Origin of the sequence: Acinetobacter seifertii, from assembly GCF_016064815.1 — a bacterium.
Lineage (GTDB): Bacteria > Pseudomonadota > Gammaproteobacteria > Pseudomonadales > Moraxellaceae > Acinetobacter > Acinetobacter seifertii.
Genome location: NZ_CP065820.1, coordinates 725,617 through 750,833, shown reverse-complemented (window position 1 = coordinate 750,833; position 25,217 = coordinate 725,617). Strand labels below are relative to the sequence as shown.

Here is a 25,217-nt window from a genome sequence, read left to right as displayed (position 1 = left end):
TTAAATTGATGCATAGTTGTTCAAAATGGAATCCAGTGAATCGCACTAGACAGCACAATTTCTGAAAAGAATACAGGTCACCTTATGAATATTTTGATCGTTCATGCTCATCCAGAGCCACAGTCTTTTACAACATCACTGAAAACAACAGCTCAACAAACATTTAAAAAGTTGGGTCATCGTGTAGAAGTTTCTGACTTGTATGCAATGCAGTTCAACCCTGTAGCTTCCAAAGAGGATTTTTTAGAACTCAATCAACCCGACTATTTCAATTACGCATTAGAACAACGTAATGCCGCCAAGCAAAACCTTTTAGCACCTGATATTCAAGCGGAAATTGAAAAAGTAAAACGAGCAGATTTGATTATTTTAAACTTTCCTCTTTACTGGACTTCTGTCCCAGCAATTTTAAAAGGATGGATTGATCGCGTATTCGTTTCAGGACTTTTTTATGGCGGAAAACGGTTTTATAACCACGGTGGTATGGCGGGTAAAAAAGCGATGCTCTGTTTAACACTGGGCGGTAGAACGCATATGTTTGGCGAGAACTCTATTCACGGACCAATAGAGCATTATCTATCACCTATTCAACGCGGTACCTTGGCTTATAGCGGTTTTGAAGTTTTTCCACCTTTTATTGCCTATCATGTACCCTATATTAGCCAAGAAGCACGAGAAACCATTCTTGAGGACTATATAACGTACCTTACCCACCTCGACCAGCTTGAACCTTTAAAGTTTCCCAAACTTGAAGAATTTGATGAAAAGTTATATCCCTTTTAATGGTTTGTTTTAACTCTAAAACGGAATAATTGTATTCATACTTTTAATTTGGTTCATTCTTTGTATTTTAGACGGTTAAATTGATCTGCTGAAAACACCCAAAAATTGATCAATTGGTAAAAAATAAATACTGATTTATGCACTATTTTGAATAATATAAAATGGAATCAATAATATACACATGTAGAGAAACTAGACTTATCCAGTAAAAATGATAACTAATACTCACTTCATGATCAATCAACTCATATTTTTACAAAAAAATCTTTGACCATTTTTCTTGGATTTTTGACAAAAATGTCATAAATACATGGCTTATTACTAATAGATTAAAAATATAAATATCAATTATTTAAAATAGTTTAATAATGTAAAAATTTCTCCACATTTCATTCTTTATTGACTTTTTTTGTATAAAAAATGAGTACTCCCCAGTTCATATAACAGATTTACTCTTAGTGTAATTATGCTATTTTTGTTACATGGAGTTATCAAAGCTTTGAAACTTGTAATTAAAAGCTTTGAAGGCAACACAGTTTAAACGGTTTAACTCTGTTACTTTTAAAAAAATGTCTTGAAGTTCAAGGAAAGATTAAAATGAAATTAAAACATCTGAGCACTGCAATGATTTTGGCAACGCTGCCTGCAACTGGGGTTTTCGCAGCAGCTTTGGATCGCTCTGGACAGTCAATGTCTGCATTCTTACAACCAGGTAATTACTTTGAAGCAGGTATTTCTGTTTTAGACCCAACTGTAGAGGGTAAAGAAGCAGGAACAAGCGCAACACGTCGTAATATTGACGATATGGGTAATGATTACTACTTCCCAAGTGCTGCATTAAAACTACAACTTAACGATAAATTCTCTTTTGGTTTACTCTATGACCAACCATTTGGAGCAGATGCAGAATATTCAGGTAACAACGTATTCGTATCTCATCCAGGCACTGATACAGTTTTATCAGCAGCTGCTGTTGATGGCATCGTTACAAAAAAAGCAACCCAAGCTTTACAAGCACAAGGCTTGCCTGTAAATGACCAAACATTAGCATTAGCAAAAGGCCAAGTTTTAGCAAGTCCTCAATTTCAACAACTCGCTGGTGCTCTTTCAGCAGCCAATAATTATTTAGGTAATGGTGGGACTAAAGTTAAAGTTGATACACAGAACTTATCTTTTGTGTTTGGTTATCAACCAACAAAAAACTTCAACTTCTACGCAGGTCCTGTATTACAAACAGTTAAAGGTAATGTAAGTTTACGTGGTCAAGCTTATAGCCTTTATAATGGCTATGATGCAAATATTAAAGAAACTACAGGCGCTGGTTGGCTAGCAGGTGCAGCTTATCAAATTCCTGAAATTGCGCTTAAAGCATCTGTGACTTATCGCTCTGAAATTGACCATAAAGTAGATATTAATGAAAATCTATCTTTATTAAATTTCCCTGGTCTTACTTCAGTACTTGCTGGTTTAGATGTTCCCGCATCTAAACTTCAAGCAATTAATACTGAAGGCAAAACTACAATTACAACGCCACAGTCTGTTAACCTTGATTTCCAAACAGGTATCATGGCGAACACTGTTGCATTTGCTAACGTACGTTGGGTGAACTGGAAAGATTTCTCAATTCAACCATATAAATTTGGTAAAGTTTCAGAAGCTGTAGGTAATCTTGTTGGTCGTCCAAATGGCTTTAATTTAGTTGAATATGCTGATGATCAATGGTCTGTTAATGCTGGTGTAGGCCGTAAGCTTAACGAAAAATGGGCAGGTAATGTCTCTGTAGGTTGGGACTCTGGTGCAGGAAACCCTGTAACTACATTAGGCCCAACAGAAGGTTACTGGAACGTAGGTTTAGGTGTTCAATATAGCCCTACTCCACAAACCTTCATTGCTGGTGGTGTAAAATACTTCTGGTTGGGTGATGCTAAAGCACAAACTGGTGCACAAGCTGGTACGGATCAATATGTTGCAGAGTTCTCTGACAACAACGCTATCGCTTATGGCTTAAAACTTGGTTATAAATTCTAAGTTTTAAAATTATCACATATAAAAAAGGCGCTTAAAGCGCCTTTTTTATTGTCCATTCTTAAGCAGGAATATTACGCTGCGAAACTGAACGGATTGCTTCTTTTAATGCATCATAGCCATGAATTGCTGGGAACTGTGGGAACTCAGCAATCACATTTTCAGGTGCATCAAATAAGAAGCCATGATCAGCTTCACCAAGCATGGTTGTGTCGTTATATGAATCCCCTGCCGCGATTACACGGAAATTTAAACCGTGAAGTGCTTTAACTGACTCACGTTTTTGATCTGGTTGACGTAGTTTATAAGCGGTGATCATTCCTTCTTCATCTGTCTCTAATTTATGACAGAAAATTGTTGGCCACCCTAATTGCTTCATTAAAGGATGAGCAAACTCATAGAATGTATCTGACAAGATCACAAGTTGGAAATGAGTACTTACCCATTCAACAAATTCTTTGGCACCTGGTAATGGCCCCATCTCAGCAATCACTTCTTGAATGTCATTTAGGCCTAAACCATGTTGTTTTAAGATATTCAGACGCTGAGTCATTAAAACATCATAATCCGGAATATCACGAGTTGTTGCTTCTAGTTCTTTAATCCCTGTTTTTTTTGCGAAATTGATCCAGATTTCAGGAACTAAAACCCCTTCCAGATCTAGGCATACGATTTCCATGAATGCTTCCAACGTTGGTTAAAAATTGCTGTATCATACCATTAAGATTTTCAGTTTTGCGTTGTTATTGATCAAATCAATTTTATTCATAAGGATCGAAATTAAAGTGCTAAGCAATTTATTTACTATCCTTTAGAATATTTTTCATAACTCAATGCGCCCAAGCCTTTTGCCAGGAACACCCATGACCGTTATTCCGACTATTGATATTGTTGATGCTCTCGCAGCTGAATATGCAGCTAAAAGCCCACGCGAGATCTTAGAACTTGCATTAAGCCAACAAGGTGAAATCGCAATTTCATTCTCAGGTGCAGAAGACGTCGTCTTAATTGATATGGCTTCACGTTTAGGCAAACCTTTCCGTGTTTTTAGCCTTGATACCGGACGCTTGCATGCTGAAACTTACCAATTTATTGAAACTGTTCGTAAGCATTACAATATTAATATCGAAATTTGCTTTCCTGAATCTGAAGCTGTGCAAAGCATGGTGAATGAAAAAGGCTTATTTAGCTTTTTTAAAGATGGGCACCAAGAATGCTGTGGTATTCGAAAAGTTCAGCCTTTGCGTAAAAAACTTGCAACCTTAGATGGCTGGATTACAGGCCAACGTAAAGATCAAAGTCCGGGTACACGTACCGAAATTCCTGTCGTGCAAGCTGACGCAGGTTTCTCTGGTCCAGACAAACAACTCATTAAATATAATCCGCTTGCGAACTGGTCTAGCGCCGAAGTATGGAGTTACATCCGTATGATGGAAATTCCATATAATCCTTTACATGAACGTGGTTTCGTTTCTATTGGTTGTGAACCATGTACTCGTGCAGTACTTCCAAACCAGCATGAACGCGAAGGCCGCTGGTGGTGGGAAGAAGCAACGCAAAAAGAATGTGGCTTACATGCAGGCAACTTAAAAAAATAGTCTGGTATAAAAAAACCACTGATGAATCAGTGGTTTTTTTTACAGTTATATCTCGTACACAAAGTCATATTTAATCTGTAATAAACGCTATATACTAAATTTTACGGTTCTATAATTCTAATAAGAGCTCAGTTAAGGGCTTCTTAGAAAAAAGCATGAGGCACAACGAGTTATGCGTCCATTACACCCTATTGATTTTATTTTTCTATCACTAGAAAAACGACAACAACCGATGCATGTTGGCGGATTGTTTTTATTTGAAATTCCTGAAAATGCCCCTGAAACTTTTGTACGTGATTTAGTAGAAGAAATTCGCCAATCAAAAAGTATTCCTGTACCACCCTTTAATAACCGTTTAAATGGTTTATTTTGGGATGAAGACGAAGAATTCGATATTGATCACCATTTCCGTCATATTGCTCTGCCTCATCCTGGTCGAATCCGTGAGTTACTGGTTTATATTTCGCAGCAGCATAGTTCTTTAATTGACCGAGCAAAACCGCTTTGGACGTGCGACATTATTGAAGGAATCGAAGGTAATCGTTTCGCGATGTACTTTAAGATTCATCATGCCATGGTAGATGGCGTTGCGGGTATGCGTTTAATTGAAAAGTCTCTATCTAAGACCCCACAAGAAAAACATGTAGTTCCCCTTTGGTGTGTAGAAAGTAAAAGAACAAAGCGCTTAAAAGTGCCAAAACCAAGTACCAGTAAAATCAAAAGTATTTTGGGAGGCATCAAGTCACAACTTGAAGTTACACCTAAAGTCATGCATGAGCTATCACAAACCATTTTTAAAGAAATGGGGAAAAATCCCGACTATGTATCGACTTTTCAAGCTCCAGTTTCAATTTTAAATCAGCGTGTAAGTGCTTCACGTCGCTTTGCAGCTCAATCATTTGAATTAAGCCGTCTTAGAAAGATTTCTAAAGCACTTGGTGTGACCATTAATGACGTCGTGCTTGCTGTGTGTTCAGGTGCGTTACGTGAGTACCTGATTAGTCATAACAGTTTACCTAAAAAGCCTCTTATTGCCATGGTTCCTGCTTCACTACGCACAGATGATTCTGATGTGAGTAATCGCATTACGATGATTCTAGCGAATTTGGGGACTCATAAAGACCAGCCTCTAGAACGACTCGAAATCATTCGACGTAGTATGCAAAATTCGAAGCAGCGCTTTAGCCGCATGACTGCAAATGAGATTTTAAACTATAGTGCTGTGGTTTATGGTCCAGCAGGTCTAAATATCATGTCTGGGATGCTTCCTAAGCGCCAAGCGTTTAATTTAGTGATTTCTAATGTACCAGGCCCACGTGAGCCACTTTATTGGAATGGTGCGAAATTAGATGCGCTCTATCCAGCTTCTATTGTCATGGACGGCCAAGCACTTAATATTACGATGACGAGCTATTTAGATAAGCTTGAAGTGGGTTTAACAGCATGTCGAAATGCTTTGCCTAAAATGCAAAATCTTCTAACTCATCTTGAAGACGAGATTCAACGTTTTGAAGAAATTATTGAAGAGAAACAACTAAAACATCATTCGGTTGGTTAAGAAAAACTAAGGGGCTTTGAAATGGCCCCTTATTTTTTAATTGTGCGGCACTGATTAAGTAACTGATGACATACTGAACGAATCATTGCAGTTGTGATCGGTACTTCTTTACCTTGGTCATTCAACATATAGCAGCTATTTACTGGCGTGCTTTCTAAAACATGTTTAAGACCGTTGCTAATTAAGTTTTCACTTACATTCATGGGTTATACCTCTTATTGTTTGCTAAGACGTTTTAAATAGGGAGAACGTCTAGGGCTACTGTATGTAAGTAGTATTTAAAATTCATGAATGAAAGTAAAATTTCAGTTGTAACAAGGATTAAGCGACATCTTGTTACAACTTTAACTTAAAATGATATCGTATTGCTCTTGCGTATATAAATTTTCAACCTGAAATTTAATAACTCTGTTGATAAAATGCTCTAAATCAGCCACTGCTGGGGCTTCTGCAGTTAATAATCGGTCAATCACCGATGGATGCGCAACAACAGTAAAGCCACTCGTAGACTCGAAAGCACGGGTATAACGTAATATCTCACGAAATATTTCGTAACATACTGTCTCTGCTGTTTTGACAAAACCACGTCCTTGACACGTTGGACACGACTCACATAACAAGTGCTCGAGTGATTCTCTCGTCCGTTTACGTGTCATTTCTACTAAACCAAGTTCAGATACTTGAGTAATTTTGGTTTTCGCATGATCACGTTCAAGCATTTTTTCAAATTGACGCATCACCTCTTCACGGTGAATGGCTTCTTGCATGTCAATAAAATCAATAATGATAATACCGCCCAGATTTCTTAGTCTGAGCTGACGTGCAATAACCTGAGTCGCTTCCATATTCGTCTTAAAGACTGTGTCTTCCAGACTACGACCACCGACATAAGAACCAGTATTCACATCAATGGTAGTCATGGCTTCAGTCTGGTCAATCATTAGATAACCACCAGACTTTAGAGCAACACGGGTTTGTAACGCTTTTTGAATATCTTCTTCAACGTTATAAAGATCGAATAATGGGCGTTCACCTGGATAATGAATCAGGCGACTTTGCATATTCGGTACAAACTCATCTACAAATTCACGGAGTTTTCCATGAATCTCTCTCGAGTCGACATAAATTTTTGCAGTTTCTTCACTTGCTAAATCACGAATAATTCGTTGTGGTAGCGGTAATTCTTCAAAAATTAAGGAAGGTACTGCAACGTCAACTTGCTTACGCTGAATGTATTCCCATAACTTACTGAGGTAACACATATCCTGCGCAATCTCAGCATCATCTACGCCTTCAGCAGCAGTACGTACAATCACACTTCCCGGTAGATTGTGCTCTGCCTGAATACCTTCGATGATATTACGTAAGCGCTCACGTTCTTCTTCTGACTCAATACGCTGAGAAACCCCGATATGATTACCATATGGCATGAGAACTAAATAGCGAGAAGGAATTGAAAGATCTGTACTCAGGCGGGCGCCTTTTGTACCCAGCATATCTTTCATAACCTGAACGGTAAGCGTTTGTCCTGGATGAAGTAATTCAAAAACGTTAGGCGTTGGTTGAGAACGAGGCCAAACCATATCATTAATATGTAAAAAGGCTGTTCTAGATAAACCGATATCAACAAAAGCCGCTTGCATACCGGGCAGTACGCGAACAACTTTACCTTTGTAGATATTACCGACTAAACCACGTTTAACTGTACGTTCTACATACAGCTCATTAACAGTTCCATTTTCGATTAATGCCACCCGACACTCCATAGGCGTGACATTAATAAGTAGTTCTTCTGACATACATAAACTCAAAGCATTATAAAATTTTTATTAAAGAGTCAGAGCGACTGTTAACGTAGCTTTGTCCACTATTCATCGACAATGCAATTCAATCAAGAATTATCAACAACCCCTTATGTCTTCACTCTTTTGAATAACTGTGAAAATTCGTACAAAGGAAGTCCTACCACATTACTATAACTTCCTTGAATTTTGGGAATATATTGCGAAGCAATTCCTTGAATTGCATACGCACCGGCCTTCCCTACAGGTTCTCCTGTGGCCCAATAGTCTTCCATATCTTGTGTAGTTAAGGCCGCAAATTCAACTTGTGTTTGCACCACCTGACTCAAGATTTGTTGCTGTGTCGCAATACAAATTCCGGAAAACACATCATGCCAACGGCCAGATAATTGTTTCCAAATTTCAAAGGCATGCTGTTTTGAGTCAGGTTTACCAATAATCTGACCATCAAGCCCAAGACTTGTATCGGCCGCAATAACCACGGCATCTGGAAAAATATTTAATACGGCTTGGGCTTTTTCTCTAGCTAAACGCTCAACATATTGATAAACCAGCTCGCCGTCATGAACAGATTCATCAATATCAGGGCTATAAATTTCAAAATCTAAACCCAACTGCTGCAACAGCTCTCTCCGACGCGGAGAACTGGAAGCTAAAACTAAATGCGCCATTTTGCTAAACAATAATAAACTACTGGCCAAGTTAAAACACTGGTCATTAATGGTTGCCAATGGCGAGCAATTGAGAAGTGAGTACCTCCCATGGTTTGGGTCACCCACATAAAGGCTAAATGAGCAATAATAACCAAAGTGGCAATTGTCCATAAATTACCGAAAGTCAAAATACGACGCTCGCGTATTAAAAACCGGGTAACAAAGGTAACAATAACAAAGCTCAGTGCATTTAGTCCTAATGGAGCATCAAGTAGTAAGTCTGTAAAAAGCCCCATACCGAATGCAAACCATACTCCACACCATGTTGGTTGGCAAACGACCCAAAACAACATGATCATAAGCATGAACAATGGTCGCCAGCCAGAAATATCGTAGGATAATGGGTAAACCATGAGTACTGAACCCACGATTACAGAGAGTATAATTACCCATAATGGATCATTACGCTTCTCACGTTTCAATTTAGCGATCGGCATATGGCTGCTCCTTCGCTAATGAGTCTGAGAAAAGTACAATAACATGATGCCCTGTTGCGAGCTGAGCAGCTGGAGTAATATCAATTTCCGCAAATTCACCTGAATTATGACGGCGAATTTTAGCTACTGTACCCACTGCGTAACCTGCTGGAAAATGCTCACCTAAGCCAGAACTCAATACTTTATCGCCAACCTGAATATTTGCACTGGTTGGAACATATTCCATTTTCAAGCGACCTAAATCGCCAGTACCAGAAACAATCGCCCGCATACCTGTACGCTCTAGACGAACAGATAGTGAATGCTCTTTATCAGAAAGTAACATCACACGTGAACTATGAGGATACACATTAATGATTTGCCCCATAATCCCTTTATCATCTAGAACCGTTTGACCAACCTTGAGGTGATCCATTGAACCACGGTTAATAATGATGATATGACGCAGCGGATCGGCATCTGTTCCAATTACTTCAGCAATTTCCATACGACCATCAATAATTAATGGTGTATCAAGTAAGCCGCGTAATCGGGTATTTTCAGCAGACAGTTCTGACAGCTTCTGCAAACGAACCTGAGCTTGTAACAGCTCGGCCTGCATTGCAGTGTTTTCACGGCGCAGTTGTGTTTCAGATTTAGTTTGTTGATTCAGCCATTCTCTCGACAGTACCGGATAACTTGCAAGCGCATAAATTGGGTTATATGCAGCGTACAAGACATCCCTTGCTGGCTGAATTACATAAGGCATACGCCAATCAAAGAAAAGCACAACCAAGCATGTAATGACCGCAATAATGAACGAGCGGAAAGATGGCGGCTGTCTTGAAAAAATATTCGGTTGCACCGCCTAATCCTTAAACTTAACCGACGAAAAGCATGTCATGGTTCGGGTTGTCGAAGAATTCTAATACTTTACCACCACCACGGGTTACACAAGTAAGAGGATCTTCAGCCACAACAACTGGTAAACCAGTTTCTTGAGCTAATAACTTGTCGAGGTTACGAAGTAACGCACCACCACCTGTCAACACAATACCGCGCTCAGCGATATCTGAAGAAAGTTCAGGAGGAGTTTGTTCAAGAGCTGATTTCACCGCGCTTACAATGCTTTGTAATGGGTCAGAAATCGCTTGAGTAATTTCGTCAGAAGTTACGGTAATTGCACGAGGCACACCTTCTGCAAGGTTACGACCACGTACTTCAATTTCTAATGTCGTACCATCAGAAACAGCCATACCTACTTCTTTCTTAATGATTTCAGCTGTGGTTTCACCAATTACGCAACCGTGAGCTTTACGAACATAATTAATGATTTGCTCATCAAATACATCGCCACCAATACGTAAAGAATCAGCATAGACACAACCTTGCAATGAAATAATTGCAATTTCAGTTGTACCACCACCAACATCCACAACCATAGAACCACATGCTTGTTCAACTGGCATACCCGCACCAATTGCAGCCGCCATCGGCTCTTCAATTAAGCGCACATCACGGGCACCCGCATTAAATACGGCTTCACGAATCGCACGACGCTCGACCAAAGTTGATTTACATGGTACACATACAACTACACGAGGTGCAGGTGGGAACAAACGTTTTTCGTGAACTTTACCAATGAACTGATTCAGCATGGTTTCAGTCACTTCAAAGTCTGCAATTACACCATCTTTCATTGGACGAATTGCAGAAATATTTGCAGGCGTACGGCCTAACATTTGTTTCGCATCCAGCCCTACAGCAGCAACAATTTTTTGTGAACCACTGTGACGAATTGCCACAACTGTTGGTTCATTTAATATAATGCCGCGGCCTGGTGCATAAATAAGTGTATTTGCGGTACCTAAATCAATGGCTAGATCCGGCGAAAACAAGCCAATTAGTCGTTTTAGAATCACGGTTCGTTCTCAGTTAAACTTTCATGTGGATGCAAGGTGGCAACTTTAAACTAAATGTGATGATTTGAACAAGTCAATCGCTTATTATAACGCACGATATTTTGAAAATTTTTAATACTGATTAGGTGATGTTATGTCTACATCGGATGCACAGCATTCAGCAGATTTAAATGCACAAACAGTTTCAGCAATCGCCAATCTTGCTCGATTGTCGCTCAATGATACGCAATCTGCTGAATATGCTCAAAGTCTAAATAAAATTTTAGGCATGATGGAAACCTTAAAAGGCATTGATACGGAAGGCGTAGAACCTTTGAAGAGTCCTTTTGACAATCCTCAACCTTTACGTGCTGATGTGGTAACTGAAAGTAATCATCGAGATGAATACCAAGCTGTTGCACCTGCAACTCAAGATGGTTTGTATCTTGTTCCTCGCGTGATTGAATAACTTTTAGTCAATTAATCCATCTTCCCAATTTTGAATGTAAAGAAATTTTACTCATGACTGATTTACATCGCTTATCAATTCGTGAACTTGCTGAAGGCTTAAGCCAAGCGAAGTTTTCATCTCGCGAATTGACTGAACACTATTTAAAACGTATTGCTAAAATTGACCCACTGGTAAAAAGCTATGTGACAGTTACGCCTGAGCAAGCGCTTGCTGAAGCCGATGCAGCCGATGCAGCTTTAAAAGCGGGTAATGCAACTGCTTTAACGGGTATTCCACTTGCTCATAAAGATATCTTTTGTACCAAAGGCATTAAAACCACTGCTGGTTCAAAAATATTAGACAACTTCATCTCTCCTTACGATGCAACTGTTGTTGAAAAAACTAAAGCAGCTGGTCTTGTCACTTTAGGTAAAGTGAACATGGATGAGTTTGCGATGGGTTCAACCTCTGAAAGCTCATATGTTGGTGCAACAAGTAACCCATGGGCGCTTGACCACGTTCCTGGTGGCTCATCAGGTGGCTCTGCTGCGGCTGTAGCAGCTGATTTAGCACCTTTTGCTACAGGTACTGATACAGGTGGCTCAATTCGTCAACCTGCCTCTTTCTGTGGTTTAACAGGCTTAAAACCGACCTATGGTCGTGTATCTCGTTTCGGGATCATTGCTTATGCATCATCTTTAGACCAAGCGGGTCCAATGGCACGCTCTGCTGAAGACTGTGCTTACTTGATGAACGTAATGGCAGGTCACGATGCAAAAGACTCAACTTCGGTTAAAAAGGAAGTTGATGACTACGTTGCAAATTTAAATGACACATCTGTAAAAGGTTTACGCATTGGTATTCCTAAACAGTACTTTAACGTTGCAGGCTTAGATGCAGACGTAAAAGCACGTGTAGAAGAGTCTTTGAAAAAGCTTGAAGAAATGGGTGCTACGCTTGTTGAGATCGATCTCAACATGACTGAAGCTTATGTACCAACGTATTACCTGATTGCGCCAGCAGAAGCATCATCTAACTTATCTCGTTACGATGGCGTTCGTTACGGCTACCGCTGTGAAAACCCAGCAGACCTGATGGATCTTTACAAACGCTCTCGTTCAGAAGGCTTTGGTCCAGAAGTACAACGTCGTATTTTGATTGGTACATACGCGCTTTCTGCGGGTTATTACGATGCTTACTATGTAAAAGCACAAAAAGTACGTCGTTTAATTCAACAAGACTTCTTAAAAGCATTTGAAAATGTAGATGTGATTGCGGCCCCTGCTGCTCCAACAACTGCTTATAAAATTGGTGCGAACTTAAGTCCAACTGAAATGTATTTAGGCGATATCTATACACTTGCAGTGAACTTAGCAGGCTTACCAGCGATTAATGCCCCTGTTGGTTTTGATAAAGACAGCTTACCTGTAGGCTTACAATTAATTGGTAACTACTGGTCAGAATCACAATTGTTGTCGATTGTTCATCAATACCAACAAAACACCGATTTCCATACTCAACGTGCGGCAATTGCTGAGGAGAATGCATAATGGCTGAAGCTCAAAAGTTGAAACTGATTGACGGTTGGGAAGTCGTTATTGGTATCGAGATTCACACTCAGCTTGCAACCAATTCTAAAATTTTCTCAGGTTCATCGACTGAATTTGGTCAAGACCCAAATACTCAAGCGAGCCTTGTAGACTTGGCTATGCCGGGTGTATTGCCTGTTTTAAATGAAAAAGTAGTTGATCTTGCAATTCGCTTTGGTTTGGGTATCGATGCTTACATCGACCAAGCATCTGTGTTTGCACGTAAGAACTACTTCTACCCTGACTCACCAAAAGGCTATCAAATTAGCCAGATGGACAATCCGATTGTGGGCTTGGGTCACATCGACATTCAACTTGAAGATGGTACGACTAAACGTATTGGCGTAACTCGTGCCCACCTTGAAGAAGATGCTGGTAAATCTGTTCATGATCAATTTGAAGGTATGTCTGGCATTGACTTAAACCGTGCTGGTACACCTTTGCTTGAAATCGTTTCTGAACCCGACATGCGTTCGGTTGAGGAAGCGGTTGCTTATATCAAAGCAATTCACACATTAGTACGTTGGTTAGGTATTTCTGACGGCAACATGGCAGAAGGTTCATTCCGTGCGGACTGTAACGTGTCTTTACGCCGTCCGGGCCAACCTTTTGGTACGCGCTGTGAGCTTAAAAACCTCAACTCATTCCGTTTCATTGAGCAAGCGATCAATGTTGAAATTGAACGCCAAATGGAAATTTTGGAATACGGCGGAAGTATCGACCAAGAAACTCGTTTGTTCGATCCAAACAAAATGGAAACGCGTTCAATGCGTTCTAAAGAAGAAGCGAACGATTACCGCTACTTCCCAGATCCAGATTTGTTACCCGTGATTATTGCAGATGAGCAAATCGAAGCTGCTCGTGCTGCGCTTCCAGAGCTTCCTGCTGCACGCCGTGCACGCTTTATCGCAGACTTTGGTGTAACTGAGTACGATGCACATGTACTTACGCTCTCACGCGAAATGGCAGACTTCTATGAAGCTGTTGTGGCTGCTGCTGGCGGTGCGAAGCAAGGTAAAGTATCTGCAAACTGGGTAATGGGCGAATTCTCAGGTGCTTTAAACAAAGCAGGCCTAGACTTAGCAGACTCTCCTGTTTCTGCTGAACAACTTGGCGGCATGATTGCACGCATTATTGACAACACCATTAGCGGTAAGATTGCTAAACAAGTCTTTGGCTTTATGTGGGAATCGGAAGGTAAATCTGCCGATGACATCATTGCTGAAAAAGGTTTAAAGCAAGAAACTGACACTGGTGCAATTGAAGCAATCATTAAAGAAGTACTTGCAGCCAATGAAAAAATGGTTGAAGAGTACAAGTCTGGTAAAGAGAAAGCCTTTAACGGTCTTGTAGGTCAAGTCATGAAAGCTTCTAAGGGTAAAGCTAACCCTGCTCAAGTCAATGAATTAATGAAGAAATTGATTGGTTAATTTGATCAGTTCTAGAAAAGAAAACCCGCTTTAGAGCGGGTTTTCTTATTAAGCATAAATTTTCTTTAAAGCATATTTTTCTAAGATTCGTGGAAGATCATCTATTTCTGGGCGAATAGTATTTTTTCCAGAACTTTTTGCATCGCGCATGTGAGTATCAGCAGTTTTAATAGCTTCATCACCATGACCATTTTCACAATAAGCTATACCAATAGAGATAGTAACTTTTTCTTCAATACCTTTAATATCAATAGATTCGACTGCTCTACGCAAATCTTCAGCAAGATAATAGGCAAATTCTTCATTATTAGTATTACTTACAACAACAAACTCTTCCCCACCTTTTCTAAAGACGCCGCCTTTAATCTGATGTTTATTAAAACTATTAGACAACTCATGAGCGACTAAGCTTAATACTGAATCACCAACATCTTGTCCATACGATTTATTAAAAATACCAAAATTATCTATATCAATAAAGAACACATAAAACTTTTCTTCATTTGCTAAATGTTTATTTAATATTATTTGTAATGCTGAATTATTAGCTAATTTAGTAAGTTTGTCATAGTGAGAAATACCAACGATACCCTTTTGAGATAACTCTAAAGCGAAATCGCCTTTTGCACAAACACATCTAGGCTCACTACACTTATTACACACATCAGGGTAATTCTCAGAAACAATACTTTGTAAATTAAATTCATCTGTATTGTAATAATAATTTAATGTATTACATAAAGAATTAATCCATGCAAATACATCAGCCAGTTCATTAGCTAAATATTCTTTTTTAAGGGGATCACAATAAGAATCCAATGCTATACATTCGGCTACTTCTGCTAACTCTTCAAAAATTCTAGCATAAATACTAGCAATAATATCCTTTACTTGTAGCCCTGCAAGATTATCTCGATCCAGTTTGGGTGGATAAATTCTTGCAAACATTAACTGCCATTCATTAATACTTTTTGGCATTGAGAATCTATTTTCAAAAACAATTGCTCTTAACTTATCTTCATCAACATCATTTAAATTCTCCTGATCACATTGACATTTTTCATCCAAGCAACGAGGGCATATACTCGGATATTTACTCCAGATTATATTATCAACCTCAAAATTATAACGATTACATAAAGCAAAATACCAAGCCAATATTTTCGCAATAGTCTTTTTTGAACCTTCGATATCATAATTTCTAAATGTGGTTCTAGTTGAACTACCAACATTTTTTACAAGATGCAAAAAAATAGTCTCAGGTGATTTTCCATAATTCTGTGTTGAGAAATAAATTTTTCCAAACATTTTTTGAGTTTCTAATAAATTCACAACATCTCCCTACTTTTAATTAAATTATTTATTAACTATAACAGATTAAATCAAATTACTCATTTGAAACAGTACATCTTAAAACTTCACAGTTTAAATAATATAATAGTCAAAGAAGTATTCTCTCTTGCTAAACTCACGTTATTACTTCCGCAGAAACAGAACTCAAATATCTGAGGAAAATGGTCAGTGGAAAACTATTAAAAAAATAAGATAAACTAGAGTTTTTAAAACCCAAAAAAACAGATGACTCACTACACATTGAAAATGATGGTCTTGGATTTTGTTTTGAAGTTTTACGCTAGAATGGCCAAGCTTACAAGTTTAAGAGTTATGAATATCAGAGTAAGGCTTGTGAGATATAACGGATAAAATTTCACTCAAATTAATTAAAAACTAAATGTCTAAATTCAATCAATAAAAAAACCACTTCAAAGCGGGTTTCTAAAATCAATTACAGCAATATGAAACCAATCACTCCCCTCTTAACACACCCAACTTATTCCAAAACTTTGGCATTGAAAACGTTGTCACCAATTTGTTTAAATCGATATAGCGCAATGTGCCCTGCAACTGTTATTTAACTGTTCGATCTTTAACAATATCTTCACCCGCACTTTGACCTAACTATTGGAAAGCCCCCAACTATCCTCACGCTATCAACCCAATAAATTAATTGTTTCATTTTATGAATCAAATAATAATTTTCCTATCAATCGGGGCTTTTTTATATCCTTCTAAAGCACTCTTCGACTAAAGAATGCACTTTTTTCCTAAAAAATTACTCAGTGACTGTGCTAATTTAAATTAAAAATTGAAATCACTTATATTTTAAAAAGAGAGATAAATCATGTCTAAAAAGATTTTAATGTTAGTCGGTGACTATGCTGAAGATTATGAAACTATGGTTCCATTTCAGTTCTTAACAGGTTTAGGTTATGCCGTACATGCTGTTTGCCCGAATAAAAAGAACGGTGACCATATTGCGACAGCTATTCATGATTTTGAAGGTGAGCAAACTTATAGTGAAAAACGTGGCCACAACTTCGCGATTAATTATGATTTCGATGCTGTTAATACCGAAGACTATGTAGGCCTAGTCATTCCGGGTGGTCGTGCACCAGAATATTTACGTATGAATGAACGTGTTGTCGAAATTGTACGTGAGTTCGATAGAGTGAAGAAACCAATTGCAGCCGTATGTCATGGCGCTCAGTTACTCGCAGCGGCTGACATTTTAAAAGGCCGCCTCTGTTCTGCTTATCCAGCATGTGCTGTCGAAGTAAAACTCGCAGGTGGTCAATATGCAGATATTGCTGTGACTGAAGCCGTTACAGATGGACATTTGGTGACAGCACCAGCTTGGCCTGCACATCCAGCTTGGTTAGCTCAATTTGTGAAAGTTTTAGGCGCTACGATTACGATCTAAAGAGATCTCTTTATCCCAAATACAATAAAGCCTGCTCTTAGATAGCAGGCTTTATAACTAAAATAGAAAACTAGATTTTTATCTTGTAATTCCCAGCTTATTCCAAATTTCTGGTGTTAAAAACGTTGTCACCAATTTGTTTAGGTCGATATAGCGTAATGTACCCTGCAACTGTTGTTTAACGGCTGGGTCTTTAACAATATCTTCACCAGCACTCTGACCTAACTGTTGGAAAGCTTCTCCAACTGCCTTAACACCTTCTGCCTTAATCACAGCTTTAGTTTGGGTAGAACATTGCTCTACAATCACGCGTTGTAAAACCTGAGCCAGTTTTTGGTCTAACTGGTCTTTTTGCTCAGGTGTTACATTACTAAATGCTTTTAAATCGGGATGAGCTGCTAAAGCCGTAAATGTCCACTGAAGCACCGTGGTTTTATCTGAAGCTGTTGTTGCTTTAACCAGACAATCACTGAGCTGATCGACCGTTGGACCCGCCATTGCAATTTGTGTTGTGCCTAGTACAGCCGCCGCCACACATATTGAACGACTCAGATGTGAAAACTTATGGCGAGCAATAGCGTAAAGATGACGTGACATAGGTCTAGCTCCAATAAACAATCTGTTCTTTTTATCACAGAGTCACCAAAGTTACCTGTTATGACTCTGTAACCGCAAAGTAGTTATTTCACCACAGACTCTATTCGATCAAGCTCCCACACCCCACCTGCTGCCAAGCCTTTACACATCCCTGTCCACATATCCTTAGTATGCACAAAGCTCTTGCCATCCCACACCCATTCTTCACTTGCCCAGCAATCTCCAATGCCTCTTCCCTTTTGAGCACTACTAATCAAACCACTATCAAAATCTGAAGCAGACTCGGTCACAAAAGTTGCTTTACCATTTAAAGACTCATCGAGCACCCATGCCCCATACCCTTCGTTATAAGCCCCTCTCCAACACAATGTAGTCGCTAGAACTTTTTGATTGGTTAATTTATATAGGTCAATTTCTTGTGGTTCAGCTCCATCACTATTACCGCCATAAACGCCTTCACAAAAGCCGTCTTCTTTCGGATTCGGTTTAGCTGCCATCAGACTACGGTATATTGCTTGGTACTGTTTACTTTTTGGCTGTAAAGTTAAGTAAGGTTTGGTTGCCGTCTTAATACGTTTTACAACTAGTTTTGTCTCAGGCATCAGCACTTGATTTTCATTGGCACTGCCCTTTTTGACTAAAGCACCAACGGTCCCTATACGCTTCTGAAAATCATCCATTTTTAATAACACAGCGGTCATTCCTTCATCGGAAATTTTCCATTCATGTTGCGCATTTTTAAATGCAATTTCAGTTTTTTGCTTAGATTGCTGTAGTAGAGCATTGGTTTGTAAGCTACTTAGTTTACCCATAATTGGCAGCTCAGTGCCATCTACAACCACAAGCCCTAAATCTTTGCCATTGATATAAAAATGGATATTTTTAAGCTGATTTGCAGGCATGCTTTGTTCATAGTCAGACAAAGCAAACTCAACTTGCACAGGTTGTTTTGGCCCTGCTTTACGCGTTATTAAAATTGAAGCTGGATTATCCCCATTGTCTTCATTTTGATAACCAGCAGCCTTACAGGTACCCGTATTACTACAATAGATTTCCCACTCTTGATGAGAAAATGAAATGCCTTTAATGTCTTGAGCAAAACTATAAGAACTTATTGCTGCTAAACAGCAAATTGAAAATATATTTTTCATTTTTCCATATCTCTATAAATCTGTTTTTATTATGAAATTAAAAACAGTTTTCAATTTTGAATTACCTTATAGTTTAAAAGAATATGTTAGATTTATATAAGATTTTAAATTGATTACTTTCTAAAAATGAAAAAATTAAATTTTTTATTATGCACAGTATTGGTAAGTCTCACTTCAACTGCTTATGCAGAAGTAAAAAGCTTTACTCCTCATTTTCCAAATTTTTATAGCTCTGCTGCAACCCGCAAAGCAGATAATCAGTTCTACGCTCTTGGCGAAGCAAATTTTTTAAACGGCGTTACAGTCCCTTTTTATGGCGTTACTGCACAAAACCCAATGGAGGATGGTTTACTTAAAGATTTTGAAAAATGCACACCTAAAAGCTGTAATTTTAATTTTAAACTCGATGCTCAACATGCCAAACAACTCAAACTTCTTGCATTACCTGAAACAGGATTGGTGCTAGTTCCACGTAACTGGCAAGATGTAGAAGCAAATGCAGGTGCGAATGGAACTGGTTTTGCTTTAGCAATGAGTCCAGATCAAAAACAAGCGATAGAGCTTTATGACTCTTCTTTTTGCGTTGGGTGTGGATTACCAAATGCAACGCTTTATTTTCCTGAACTGTTAAAAGAAAGTGTTGAAGATGATTTTGGCGGATTCAAAGACCCTAAAAAACTCATTAACATCGTTCACCCCTCAAAAAAAGTGGCTTTTTTTAGTTATCAAATTCCACAAGTGAACAATAAAACGCATGGTATTGCCAAATATTATGATGAGGACACGTTCAACTACAAAGAGATTCAAGTCACCTTAGATAAATCTCAGCAATCATTAGTTGGTCCTATTCTTAATTTTTATAATGCAACTCATTAAATATTTGTACCTATAAAAAACCCGCTTTCGCGGGTTTTCATTTATTTATGCAATATTGATTCAAAAGCTTTTAAACGCTTGTAAATCGAAAGTAACTCAATAATGGTTTTCCATGAACTAATTAAATATTGGAATGAATCTCTTACGCGACCAAACACATTTGCAATTTGTTGAATTAAACCTAATGTGAGTTTACCAGCGGCTATAGATGGGAAAAGAACAACCAAGTTATACAAAATATCAAGTTGTCCATACCAAATCGCCGTCATATTGAAATAGGCATAATGAAAGTAAAGTCTAAAATAATTTTTACGTACATTACTAAATAACTCACGTAAGGTAGCAGGTTTTGCACGATCAGCATGATCTTCACCATAAACCAATTCTTTACGGTAAGCTGCTTCTACTTTTTGATTATTAAATTGCAATCCTGGTAATTTAATACCAACTACCATTAATAAAATGGTACCAAAAATTGACCATACTATTGCAGCCCATACCAAAGAGTGATCTAACTCACCAACAATTGGTAAAACAGTAACGTGTTTAGAAAGTTGAAATAAAATAGGTAAGAAAGCAATCAATGTAATAAGAGCTTTTACCAACTCTACCCCTAAATCTTCCAAAATAGTCGCGAAACGCATCGTATCTTCTTGTACACGCTGCGAAGCACCTTCAATATGGCGAAGCTTTTCCCAATGTTCCGTGTAGTACTCATTCATTGCCGTACGCCAACGAAATACATAGTGACTTGTAAAAAAAGCATTAATAACAGCTAAGGTTACAGCAACCATTGCAATATAAAGAAAAACTAGAGTTTCACTATATAGTGCAGAGAGATCCCCCCCTCCACTAGAAAGCATTTTTTGAATTAAGTCCCAAAATGGTACATACCATGCATTAATCGCAACACTAGACTGAACAGCAAACCAGATATTAAATAGAATAAATGCTGATCCCCAGATAGACCAACGCTGCCAAGGATTATTAGAAACGATTTTCCAAAAACCAGCAAACAATGCTGTTGAGATAAAGAACCAGAGATAAAACCATAAGAAAGCAGGTGACCAGAAGCGACTTACACCAACAGGCAACTCAGCATCTGCATAACCATGAGGAAAGCCTACATACTGCCCCCAGTGTTCTCCCCCTGTATACCAGAGCACCATATTTAGCGCGAGCCAAATAACTACAGATATAAAAAAATACCGTGGAGAAGGAAAAAATGATTTGAACATTGAGTGTTGTTATCCCTATATTTCTTCAAATTTGCAATGAAGAGAATACTAAAACCTAAACCTTAAAATTGTGAAGGGCAAAGTTTAGAGAATTGTCAGTTTTTCCCATTTCATTGAAGGATTTGATCGTTTTTTTGTAAATTCATCCTTTTTGCAATTTAATCCATTTAAATTGCTTCGTATATGACTCCCTTAAGAGCCATATACGGCTTTTATATCATAGCGATATCTGTGTTTAAATCTCTTCTTTACGAACAATATAACCTTCAAGCTGCATAGCCTGAATTAAAGGTTCCAAATCTGGAGCACTTTTTAACTCAACATCAACACTGACCGCACTTTCTTTGGCACGACTTGTGGCAGCAAAGCGTTCATGGCGCAGTTCGTAAATGTTACCGCCTTGCTCAGCAATAATTGCTGTTAAACGCGCTAAAGCACCCGGATTATCTGGTAATTCGACACGAATACGAACCATACGCCCCGTACGCGTCAAGTGACGCTGTAATACCGAAACCATTACTCGTGTATCAATATTGCCTCCAGATAAAACAACCCCGACTTTATGACCTAAAAATAGATCTGGTCGAGACATAATTGCAGCAATACCCGTCGCCCCTGCTCCTTCACATACTGTTTTCTCAATGTTAAGTAACAGCGCAATTGCTTCTTCAATCATGTCTTCAGTGACAACAACAATGTCATCAACGTATTCTTTAGCGACTTGGGTCGTAAGCTCACCCGGAGTTTTAACCGCAATACCCTCAGCTACGGTCGAACCTAAGGAAACTGCGATTTGATAGTTACAAAGCAATTTCGCCATGCTTGGGTAAACCACCGACTGAACCCCGATGACCTTAATTTTAGGGTTTATCGATTTTGCTGCTATCGCAATACCAGAAATGAGACCACCACCGCCAATTGGCACAACTAAAATGTCTAGTTCAGGAACAGCTGCAAGCATTTCGAGCGCAATGGTTCCCTGACCTGCAATAATTTCTGCATCATCAAATGGGTGGATAATCGTTAAAGATTCTTCTTGTGCAACACGATGCATTTCAGCAGCAGCTTCAGAAAAGTCTTGTCCATGCAAAATAACGCGTGCGCCGTATTCACGTACTCGTTGTACCTTCACATTAGGCGTCGATTTAGGCATGACAATAGTTGCTGTCACACCTGTACGCTGAGCATGATAAGCAACCCCTTGTGCATGGTTACCTGCTGAAGCAGCGATTACACCATGTTGCTTTTCTTGTTCGGATAAACTCAAGAGTTTATTCAATGCGCCTCTTTCTTTAAAAGAAGCCGTAAATTGTAGATTTTCAAATTTCAGCCACATTTCTGCCCCTAGGGTTTTAGAAATGGTTTCTGAAAAAACAAATGGTGTTTTAACCACTAAACCATCTAAACGCTCTGCAGCGGCATGTATATCTTCTAATGTTGGAAACTCTTGTTTTACCTGTTGCTGAATCATCTAATTAGTCGGCCTCAATATGTTACAAATCAATTATTTTTTTGAAAAATAGCATGAATTTCTCACATCTGTCATGAGGAGTTTTCAGCATAACTCCACTATACAAAAATTTTTATCAGCACATACAAATCTTTTATTTTTCAACAAAAAAGCCCGAACAGGGCTTTTATTTAATTTTCATATACTTGCTTTTGATTTATTTGGACTGGGCACTTAAACCATCGGTAGAAAGATTCTGTTCAGCTATTTTTTCGTCAATTGCAAACTGAATATCAGATAGTTTTGCATTTGCCGCATCTATACCTGCTTTCATGGTAGCTTCGCGGCCTTTCACATCAAAAATATGTGCTTTTTCTCTTAAATCTGGTTGAATCACGACATCTGCATATTGAAGTTCTTCAGCAGCTAAACGCCCTTGCATAATATTAATATTCTGGTTGAAGAGCCCCCATACATTCGAAGTTTCTGTATAAATCGGTTGGGCCAAAATATCGACAGCAATAATAACATCAGCACCTAAATCACGGGCAACTTCAACAGGTACCGGACTGACTAAACCACCATCTACATATTCAGATTTACCAATTTTAGTCGGTATAAACATACTTGGAATGGATGCAGAGGCTCTTACAGCTTGACCAGTATTACCGTAATTAAATACGGTTTTGGTACCATGCTTAAGCTCTGTTGCAACCACGTACATTGGTATTTTCATTTTTTCGAGTGGTAAGTTATTTACTTGTTGATTTACGTAATCTTCAACTTTTTTACCGTCAAAAAAACCTTTTAAACCGATACTAATATCACGCACGTCCCCTGCTTTCATTTTCAATGCAGTATCACGCAATTCATCGGGTGTTTTTCCACTCGCATAAATTGCCCCAACAATACTGCCTGCACTGGTTCCAACAATAAAATCAGGACGAATACCATGCTGTTCTAAAACTTCAATCACGCCAATGTGCGCATATCCACGTGCACCACCACTACCTAACACTAGCGCGACAACTGGCTTTTTCTGCTGTTTCTTAATTTTTGCAAAGGGTTGATCAACAAAACGAGAGTATGCCTCTGCCGTTTGTGGTTTTAAGGCAGATAAGTGTGAGGTGGTCTGGCAGCCAGCCAACACCATAGAAAGTCCGATAATCCACAATTTAAGCTGTTTCATGACCCATCTTTGCACTATGACGTTAAATTTTGAACTGCAAGTTTAGTTGCTCGTTCTGTGAAAAGCTGTATTGAATTTATTTAATTTGTCATGTTTAAAATTTATACTCAAGTGTTTTTATGGTGTATAAAAAAAGCCCCTTATTTCTAAGAGGCTTTTTTGAAAATTACCAAATATCTGAATCGACTTTTTTCTTCAGCTCTGGATATTTATTAATTTTAAACTCTGGTTCTTTAATACCTTGTTTTAATTGCTCACGGTAGTCTTTCAACAAAGTACGTGCCACTGGTGTTAATAGTAAAATTGCGATTAAGTTAATCGTCGCCATGATACCCATAAACAAGTCAGCCATTGACCAAACTAATGGAACACTACCAATTGCACCGAAATACACCATTACCAATACAAAAATACGGAAGATGAACATAACTTTCGGATTGTTATTAATAAACTGCACATTACCTTCAGCGTAGGCATAGTTACCTAGTACAGCTGAATAACAGAACAAGAATAATAGAACAGCAAGGAAGTCCGATCCCCAATGCCCAACTTGAGTTTCTAAAGCACGTTGAGTTAATTCAACACCAACGAAGCCCGCATCATGGTAAACACCAGAAACCAAAATGATAATTGCAGTACTTGTACATACAATGAAAGTATCTACAAATACACCAAGCATTTGTACTAAGCCTTGGTTTACAGGATGTTTTACATCAGATGCAGCAGCAGCATTCGGTGCAGAACCCATACCCGCTTCGTTTGAGAACAAACCACGCTTAATACCTTGCATCATTGCCATTGATACGGCAGCACCAAAGAAACCACCTGCTGCAGACTTAAAATGGAAAGCCTCAGTCACAATCAGCTTTAAAATATCAGGCAAAATTGCATAGTTGCTTAATGCAATATATAACGCAACAGATAGGTAAAGACCTGCTTTTAAAGGTACGAACATTTCTGCAAATTTAGCGATACGTTTGATACCACCAAAAATTGCCAATGCAACCATAACGACAAGCGCAATACCAACCCAAGAGATTTCTAAATCAACACCACCTAAATGAGCAATAAGATTGGCCTTGTCCCAACCCCATGCATGTGAAGATGCATTAGCAATTGCATTGATTTGAACTGAGTTAAATACGAAACCGTAAGTAAAGATTAATGCCAGTGCGAAAACTACACCGAAGGTTTTACTACGTAAACCTTGAGTAATATAGTAAGCCGGTCCACCACGGAACTGTTTGCTCTTGCTATCTCGAACTTTAAATAACTGAGCAAGTGTAGACTCAATAAAAGCCGAGCTCATACCAAGAACAGCTGTTACCCACATCCAGAACACTGCACCAGGACCACCAATTGCGATCGCGATTGCTACACCAGCAATGTTACCTACCCCAACACGGCTCGCAAGACCTGTTACAAATGCCTGAAAAGGTGTAAGACCATGCTCGTCTTCGCCTTCAGTACGACTGCTTTTCATAACACGAATACTTTGCAAGAACATGCGAATTTGCACTGCTCCAGTTAAGACCGTATAAAAAATACCGACAGCCAGCAAGAAAATAACTAGGAAATCCCATAAAGGGTCATTAAAAAATTTTACCCACGACATCAATGTCGCATTGAGTTGTTCATTCATACTCGGTCCGCTTACGTTCTTGCTAATGCGCTATTAGCACAAGCCAA

Annotated in this window: 23 protein-coding genes; 9 read left to right on the top strand and 14 right to left on the bottom strand. The window is 38.7% G+C overall.

The features are described 5' to 3' along the window. Positions 1–84: 84 nt before the first annotated feature. Positions 85–783, top strand: coding sequence for an NAD(P)H-dependent oxidoreductase (locus tag I8T81_RS03670; RefSeq protein WP_198072136.1), 699 nt, complete (start codon positions 85–87; stop codon positions 781–783). Between the two features lie 597 nt (positions 784–1,380). Beyond that, a complete protein-coding gene (locus I8T81_RS03665) occupies positions 1,381–2,811 on the top strand; it encodes an OmpP1/FadL family transporter (RefSeq protein WP_174735719.1) in 1,431 nt (476 codons plus the stop codon). Positions 2,812–2,869: 58 nt separating this feature from the next. Here I8T81_RS03665 and thrH read toward each other — a convergent pair whose 3' ends face one another. Next, entirely contained in the window at positions 2,870–3,487 is a 618-nt protein-coding gene (gene thrH / locus I8T81_RS03660) for a bifunctional phosphoserine phosphatase/homoserine phosphotransferase ThrH (protein WP_198072135.1), read from the bottom strand. 184 nt (positions 3,488–3,671) lie between these two features. Here thrH and I8T81_RS03655 point away from each other — a divergent pair, with 184 nt between their 5' ends. Both I8T81_RS03655 and I8T81_RS03650 read left to right on the top strand, forming a co-directional pair. After that, the gene (locus tag I8T81_RS03655) at positions 3,672–4,406 is read left to right on the top strand and encodes a phosphoadenylyl-sulfate reductase (RefSeq protein ID WP_174722713.1); all 735 of its coding nucleotides are present in this window, start codon (positions 3,672–3,674) and stop codon (positions 4,404–4,406) included. Between the two features lie 172 nt (positions 4,407–4,578). Further along, a complete protein-coding gene (locus tag I8T81_RS03650; RefSeq protein ID WP_039249986.1) occupies positions 4,579–5,964 on the top strand; it encodes a WS/DGAT/MGAT family O-acyltransferase in 1,386 nt (461 codons plus the stop codon). A gap of 29 nt (positions 5,965–5,993) precedes the next feature. Here I8T81_RS03650 and I8T81_RS03645 read toward each other — a convergent pair whose 3' ends face one another. From I8T81_RS03645 to I8T81_RS03620, 6 genes are all read right to left on the bottom strand, one after another. After that, on the bottom strand, positions 5,994–6,167 hold the full coding sequence (locus tag I8T81_RS03645) for a PA1571 family protein (RefSeq protein WP_002116397.1): 174 nt from the start codon (positions 6,165–6,167) through the stop codon (positions 5,994–5,996). Between the two features lie 141 nt (positions 6,168–6,308). Further along, positions 6,309–7,763 (bottom strand): ribonuclease G, encoded by a 1,455-nt coding sequence (rng, locus tag I8T81_RS03640; protein ID WP_004705812.1) that lies wholly within the window; start codon positions 7,761–7,763, stop codon positions 6,309–6,311. 113 nt (positions 7,764–7,876) lie between these two features. Then, positions 7,877–8,437, bottom strand: a complete 561-nt coding sequence (locus tag I8T81_RS03635) for a Maf-like protein (RefSeq protein ID WP_004705811.1) — start codon at positions 8,435–8,437, stop codon at positions 7,877–7,879. Then, positions 8,425–8,916, bottom strand: coding sequence for a rod shape-determining protein MreD (mreD, locus tag I8T81_RS03630; protein ID WP_004705810.1), 492 nt, complete (start codon positions 8,914–8,916; stop codon positions 8,425–8,427). Before mreD ends, I8T81_RS03635 begins: the two co-directional genes overlap by 13 nt. Further along, on the bottom strand, positions 8,903–9,760 hold the full coding sequence (mreC, locus tag I8T81_RS03625) for a rod shape-determining protein MreC (RefSeq protein ID WP_004705808.1): 858 nt from the start codon (positions 9,758–9,760) through the stop codon (positions 8,903–8,905). Before mreC ends, mreD begins: the two co-directional genes overlap by 14 nt. Positions 9,761–9,776: 16 nt before the next feature. Next, positions 9,777–10,817 carry a rod shape-determining protein gene (locus I8T81_RS03620; RefSeq protein ID WP_000601379.1) on the bottom strand — a complete coding sequence of 347 codons (1,041 nt, stop codon included), beginning with the start codon at positions 10,815–10,817 and terminating at the stop codon, positions 9,777–9,779. Between the two features lie 133 nt (positions 10,818–10,950). Here I8T81_RS03620 and gatC point away from each other — a divergent pair, with 133 nt between their 5' ends. The 3 genes from gatC to gatB are packed head-to-tail and all read left to right on the top strand — an operon-like array spanning position 10,951 to position 14,266. Then, positions 10,951–11,265, top strand: a complete 315-nt coding sequence (gatC, locus tag I8T81_RS03615) for an Asp-tRNA(Asn)/Glu-tRNA(Gln) amidotransferase subunit GatC (RefSeq protein ID WP_000107699.1) — start codon at positions 10,951–10,953, stop codon at positions 11,263–11,265. Between the two features lie 53 nt (positions 11,266–11,318). Further along, positions 11,319–12,797 carry an Asp-tRNA(Asn)/Glu-tRNA(Gln) amidotransferase subunit GatA gene (gatA, locus tag I8T81_RS03610; protein ID WP_198072134.1) on the top strand — a complete coding sequence of 493 codons (1,479 nt, stop codon included), beginning with the start codon at positions 11,319–11,321 and terminating at the stop codon, positions 12,795–12,797. Then, positions 12,797–14,266, top strand: coding sequence for an Asp-tRNA(Asn)/Glu-tRNA(Gln) amidotransferase subunit GatB (gene gatB / locus I8T81_RS03605; protein WP_002116348.1), 1,470 nt, complete (start codon positions 12,797–12,799; stop codon positions 14,264–14,266). The genes gatA and gatB overlap by 1 nt, the downstream gene beginning before the upstream one ends. 48 nt (positions 14,267–14,314) lie before the next feature. Here gatB and I8T81_RS03600 read toward each other — a convergent pair whose 3' ends face one another. Next, complete coding sequence (locus I8T81_RS03600; protein WP_198072133.1) at positions 14,315–15,598, bottom strand: diguanylate cyclase domain-containing protein; 1,284 nt, start codon at positions 15,596–15,598, stop codon at positions 14,315–14,317. A gap of 850 nt (positions 15,599–16,448) precedes the next feature. On the opposite strand from I8T81_RS03600, the gene I8T81_RS03595 reads away from it, so the two are divergent. After that, positions 16,449–17,027 (top strand): DJ-1/PfpI family protein, encoded by a 579-nt coding sequence (locus I8T81_RS03595; RefSeq protein ID WP_198072132.1) that lies wholly within the window; start codon positions 16,449–16,451, stop codon positions 17,025–17,027. Positions 17,028–17,105: 78 nt separating this feature from the next. Here the strand turns inward: I8T81_RS03595 and I8T81_RS03590 are convergent, their stop codons facing one another. Together I8T81_RS03590 and I8T81_RS03585 are read right to left on the bottom strand one after the other, a co-directional pair. Continuing rightward, positions 17,106–17,624 carry a hypothetical protein gene (locus I8T81_RS03590; protein WP_004705802.1) on the bottom strand — a complete coding sequence of 173 codons (519 nt, stop codon included), beginning with the start codon at positions 17,622–17,624 and terminating at the stop codon, positions 17,106–17,108. A gap of 83 nt (positions 17,625–17,707) precedes the next feature. Beyond that, positions 17,708–18,775 (bottom strand): DUF1176 domain-containing protein, encoded by a 1,068-nt coding sequence (locus tag I8T81_RS03585; RefSeq protein WP_198072131.1) that lies wholly within the window; start codon positions 18,773–18,775, stop codon positions 17,708–17,710. A 126-nt stretch (positions 18,776–18,901) separates the two neighbouring features. On the opposite strand from I8T81_RS03585, the gene I8T81_RS03580 reads away from it, so the two are divergent. Then, positions 18,902–19,651 (top strand): DUF4850 domain-containing protein, encoded by a 750-nt coding sequence (locus tag I8T81_RS03580; RefSeq protein ID WP_198072130.1) that lies wholly within the window; start codon positions 18,902–18,904, stop codon positions 19,649–19,651. 41 nt (positions 19,652–19,692) lie between these two features. Here the strand turns inward: I8T81_RS03580 and sbmA are convergent, their stop codons facing one another. The 4 genes from sbmA to I8T81_RS03560 form a co-directional block, all read right to left on the bottom strand. Next, positions 19,693–20,889 carry a peptide antibiotic transporter SbmA gene (gene sbmA / locus I8T81_RS03575; protein ID WP_100193196.1) on the bottom strand — a complete coding sequence of 399 codons (1,197 nt, stop codon included), beginning with the start codon at positions 20,887–20,889 and terminating at the stop codon, positions 19,693–19,695. Between the two features lie 235 nt (positions 20,890–21,124). Continuing rightward, complete coding sequence (locus I8T81_RS03570) at positions 21,125–22,360, bottom strand: threonine ammonia-lyase (RefSeq protein WP_019457234.1); 1,236 nt, start codon at positions 22,358–22,360, stop codon at positions 21,125–21,127. A 196-nt stretch (positions 22,361–22,556) separates the two neighbouring features. After that, positions 22,557–23,528: a patatin-like phospholipase family protein gene (locus I8T81_RS03565; protein ID WP_039249965.1), complete on the bottom strand. Its 972-nt coding sequence runs from the start codon at positions 23,526–23,528 to the stop codon at positions 22,557–22,559. A 166-nt stretch (positions 23,529–23,694) separates the two neighbouring features. After that, complete coding sequence (locus I8T81_RS03560) at positions 23,695–25,170, bottom strand: alanine/glycine:cation symporter family protein (protein ID WP_004705795.1); 1,476 nt, start codon at positions 25,168–25,170, stop codon at positions 23,695–23,697. Positions 25,171–25,217: the final 47 nt, after the last annotated feature.

What these genes read in the sequence shown, in the direction of transcription:
- I8T81_RS03595 (WP_198072132.1), top strand. Translation starts at nt 16,449, where the DNA reads ATGTCTAAAAAGATTTTAATGTTAGTCGGTGACTATGCTGAAGATTAT.
- I8T81_RS03570 (WP_019457234.1), bottom strand. Translation starts at nt 22,360, where the DNA reads ATGATTCAGCAACAGGTAAAACAAGAGTTTCCAACATTAGAAGATATA.
- gatB (WP_002116348.1), top strand. Translation starts at nt 12,797, where the DNA reads ATGGCTGAAGCTCAAAAGTTGAAACTGATTGACGGTTGGGAAGTCGTT.
- gatA (WP_198072134.1), top strand. Translation starts at nt 11,319, where the DNA reads ATGACTGATTTACATCGCTTATCAATTCGTGAACTTGCTGAAGGCTTA.
- thrH (WP_198072135.1), bottom strand. Translation starts at nt 3,487, where the DNA reads ATGGAAATCGTATGCCTAGATCTGGAAGGGGTTTTAGTTCCTGAAATC.
- I8T81_RS03565 (WP_039249965.1), bottom strand. Translation starts at nt 23,528, where the DNA reads ATGAAACAGCTTAAATTGTGGATTATCGGACTTTCTATGGTGTTGGCT.
- I8T81_RS03635 (WP_004705811.1), bottom strand. Translation starts at nt 8,437, where the DNA reads ATGGCGCATTTAGTTTTAGCTTCCAGTTCTCCGCGTCGGAGAGAGCTG.
- I8T81_RS03590 (WP_004705802.1), bottom strand. Translation starts at nt 17,624, where the DNA reads ATGTCACGTCATCTTTACGCTATTGCTCGCCATAAGTTTTCACATCTG.
- gatC (WP_000107699.1), top strand. Translation starts at nt 10,951, where the DNA reads ATGTCTACATCGGATGCACAGCATTCAGCAGATTTAAATGCACAAACA.
- sbmA (WP_100193196.1), bottom strand. Translation starts at nt 20,889, where the DNA reads ATGTTCAAATCATTTTTTCCTTCTCCACGGTATTTTTTTATATCTGTA.
- I8T81_RS03585 (WP_198072131.1), bottom strand. Translation starts at nt 18,775, where the DNA reads ATGAAAAATATATTTTCAATTTGCTGTTTAGCAGCAATAAGTTCTTAT.
- I8T81_RS03645 (WP_002116397.1), bottom strand. Translation starts at nt 6,167, where the DNA reads ATGAATGTAAGTGAAAACTTAATTAGCAACGGTCTTAAACATGTTTTA.
- mreD (WP_004705810.1), bottom strand. Translation starts at nt 8,916, where the DNA reads ATGCCGATCGCTAAATTGAAACGTGAGAAGCGTAATGATCCATTATGG.
- I8T81_RS03580 (WP_198072130.1), top strand. Translation starts at nt 18,902, where the DNA reads ATGAAAAAATTAAATTTTTTATTATGCACAGTATTGGTAAGTCTCACT.
- I8T81_RS03665 (WP_174735719.1), top strand. Translation starts at nt 1,381, where the DNA reads ATGAAATTAAAACATCTGAGCACTGCAATGATTTTGGCAACGCTGCCT.
- I8T81_RS03670 (WP_198072136.1), top strand. Translation starts at nt 85, where the DNA reads ATGAATATTTTGATCGTTCATGCTCATCCAGAGCCACAGTCTTTTACA.
- I8T81_RS03655 (WP_174722713.1), top strand. Translation starts at nt 3,672, where the DNA reads ATGACCGTTATTCCGACTATTGATATTGTTGATGCTCTCGCAGCTGAA.
- rng (WP_004705812.1), bottom strand. Translation starts at nt 7,763, where the DNA reads ATGTCAGAAGAACTACTTATTAATGTCACGCCTATGGAGTGTCGGGTG.
- I8T81_RS03650 (WP_039249986.1), top strand. Translation starts at nt 4,579, where the DNA reads ATGCGTCCATTACACCCTATTGATTTTATTTTTCTATCACTAGAAAAA.
- I8T81_RS03560 (WP_004705795.1), bottom strand. Translation starts at nt 25,170, where the DNA reads ATGAATGAACAACTCAATGCGACATTGATGTCGTGGGTAAAATTTTTT.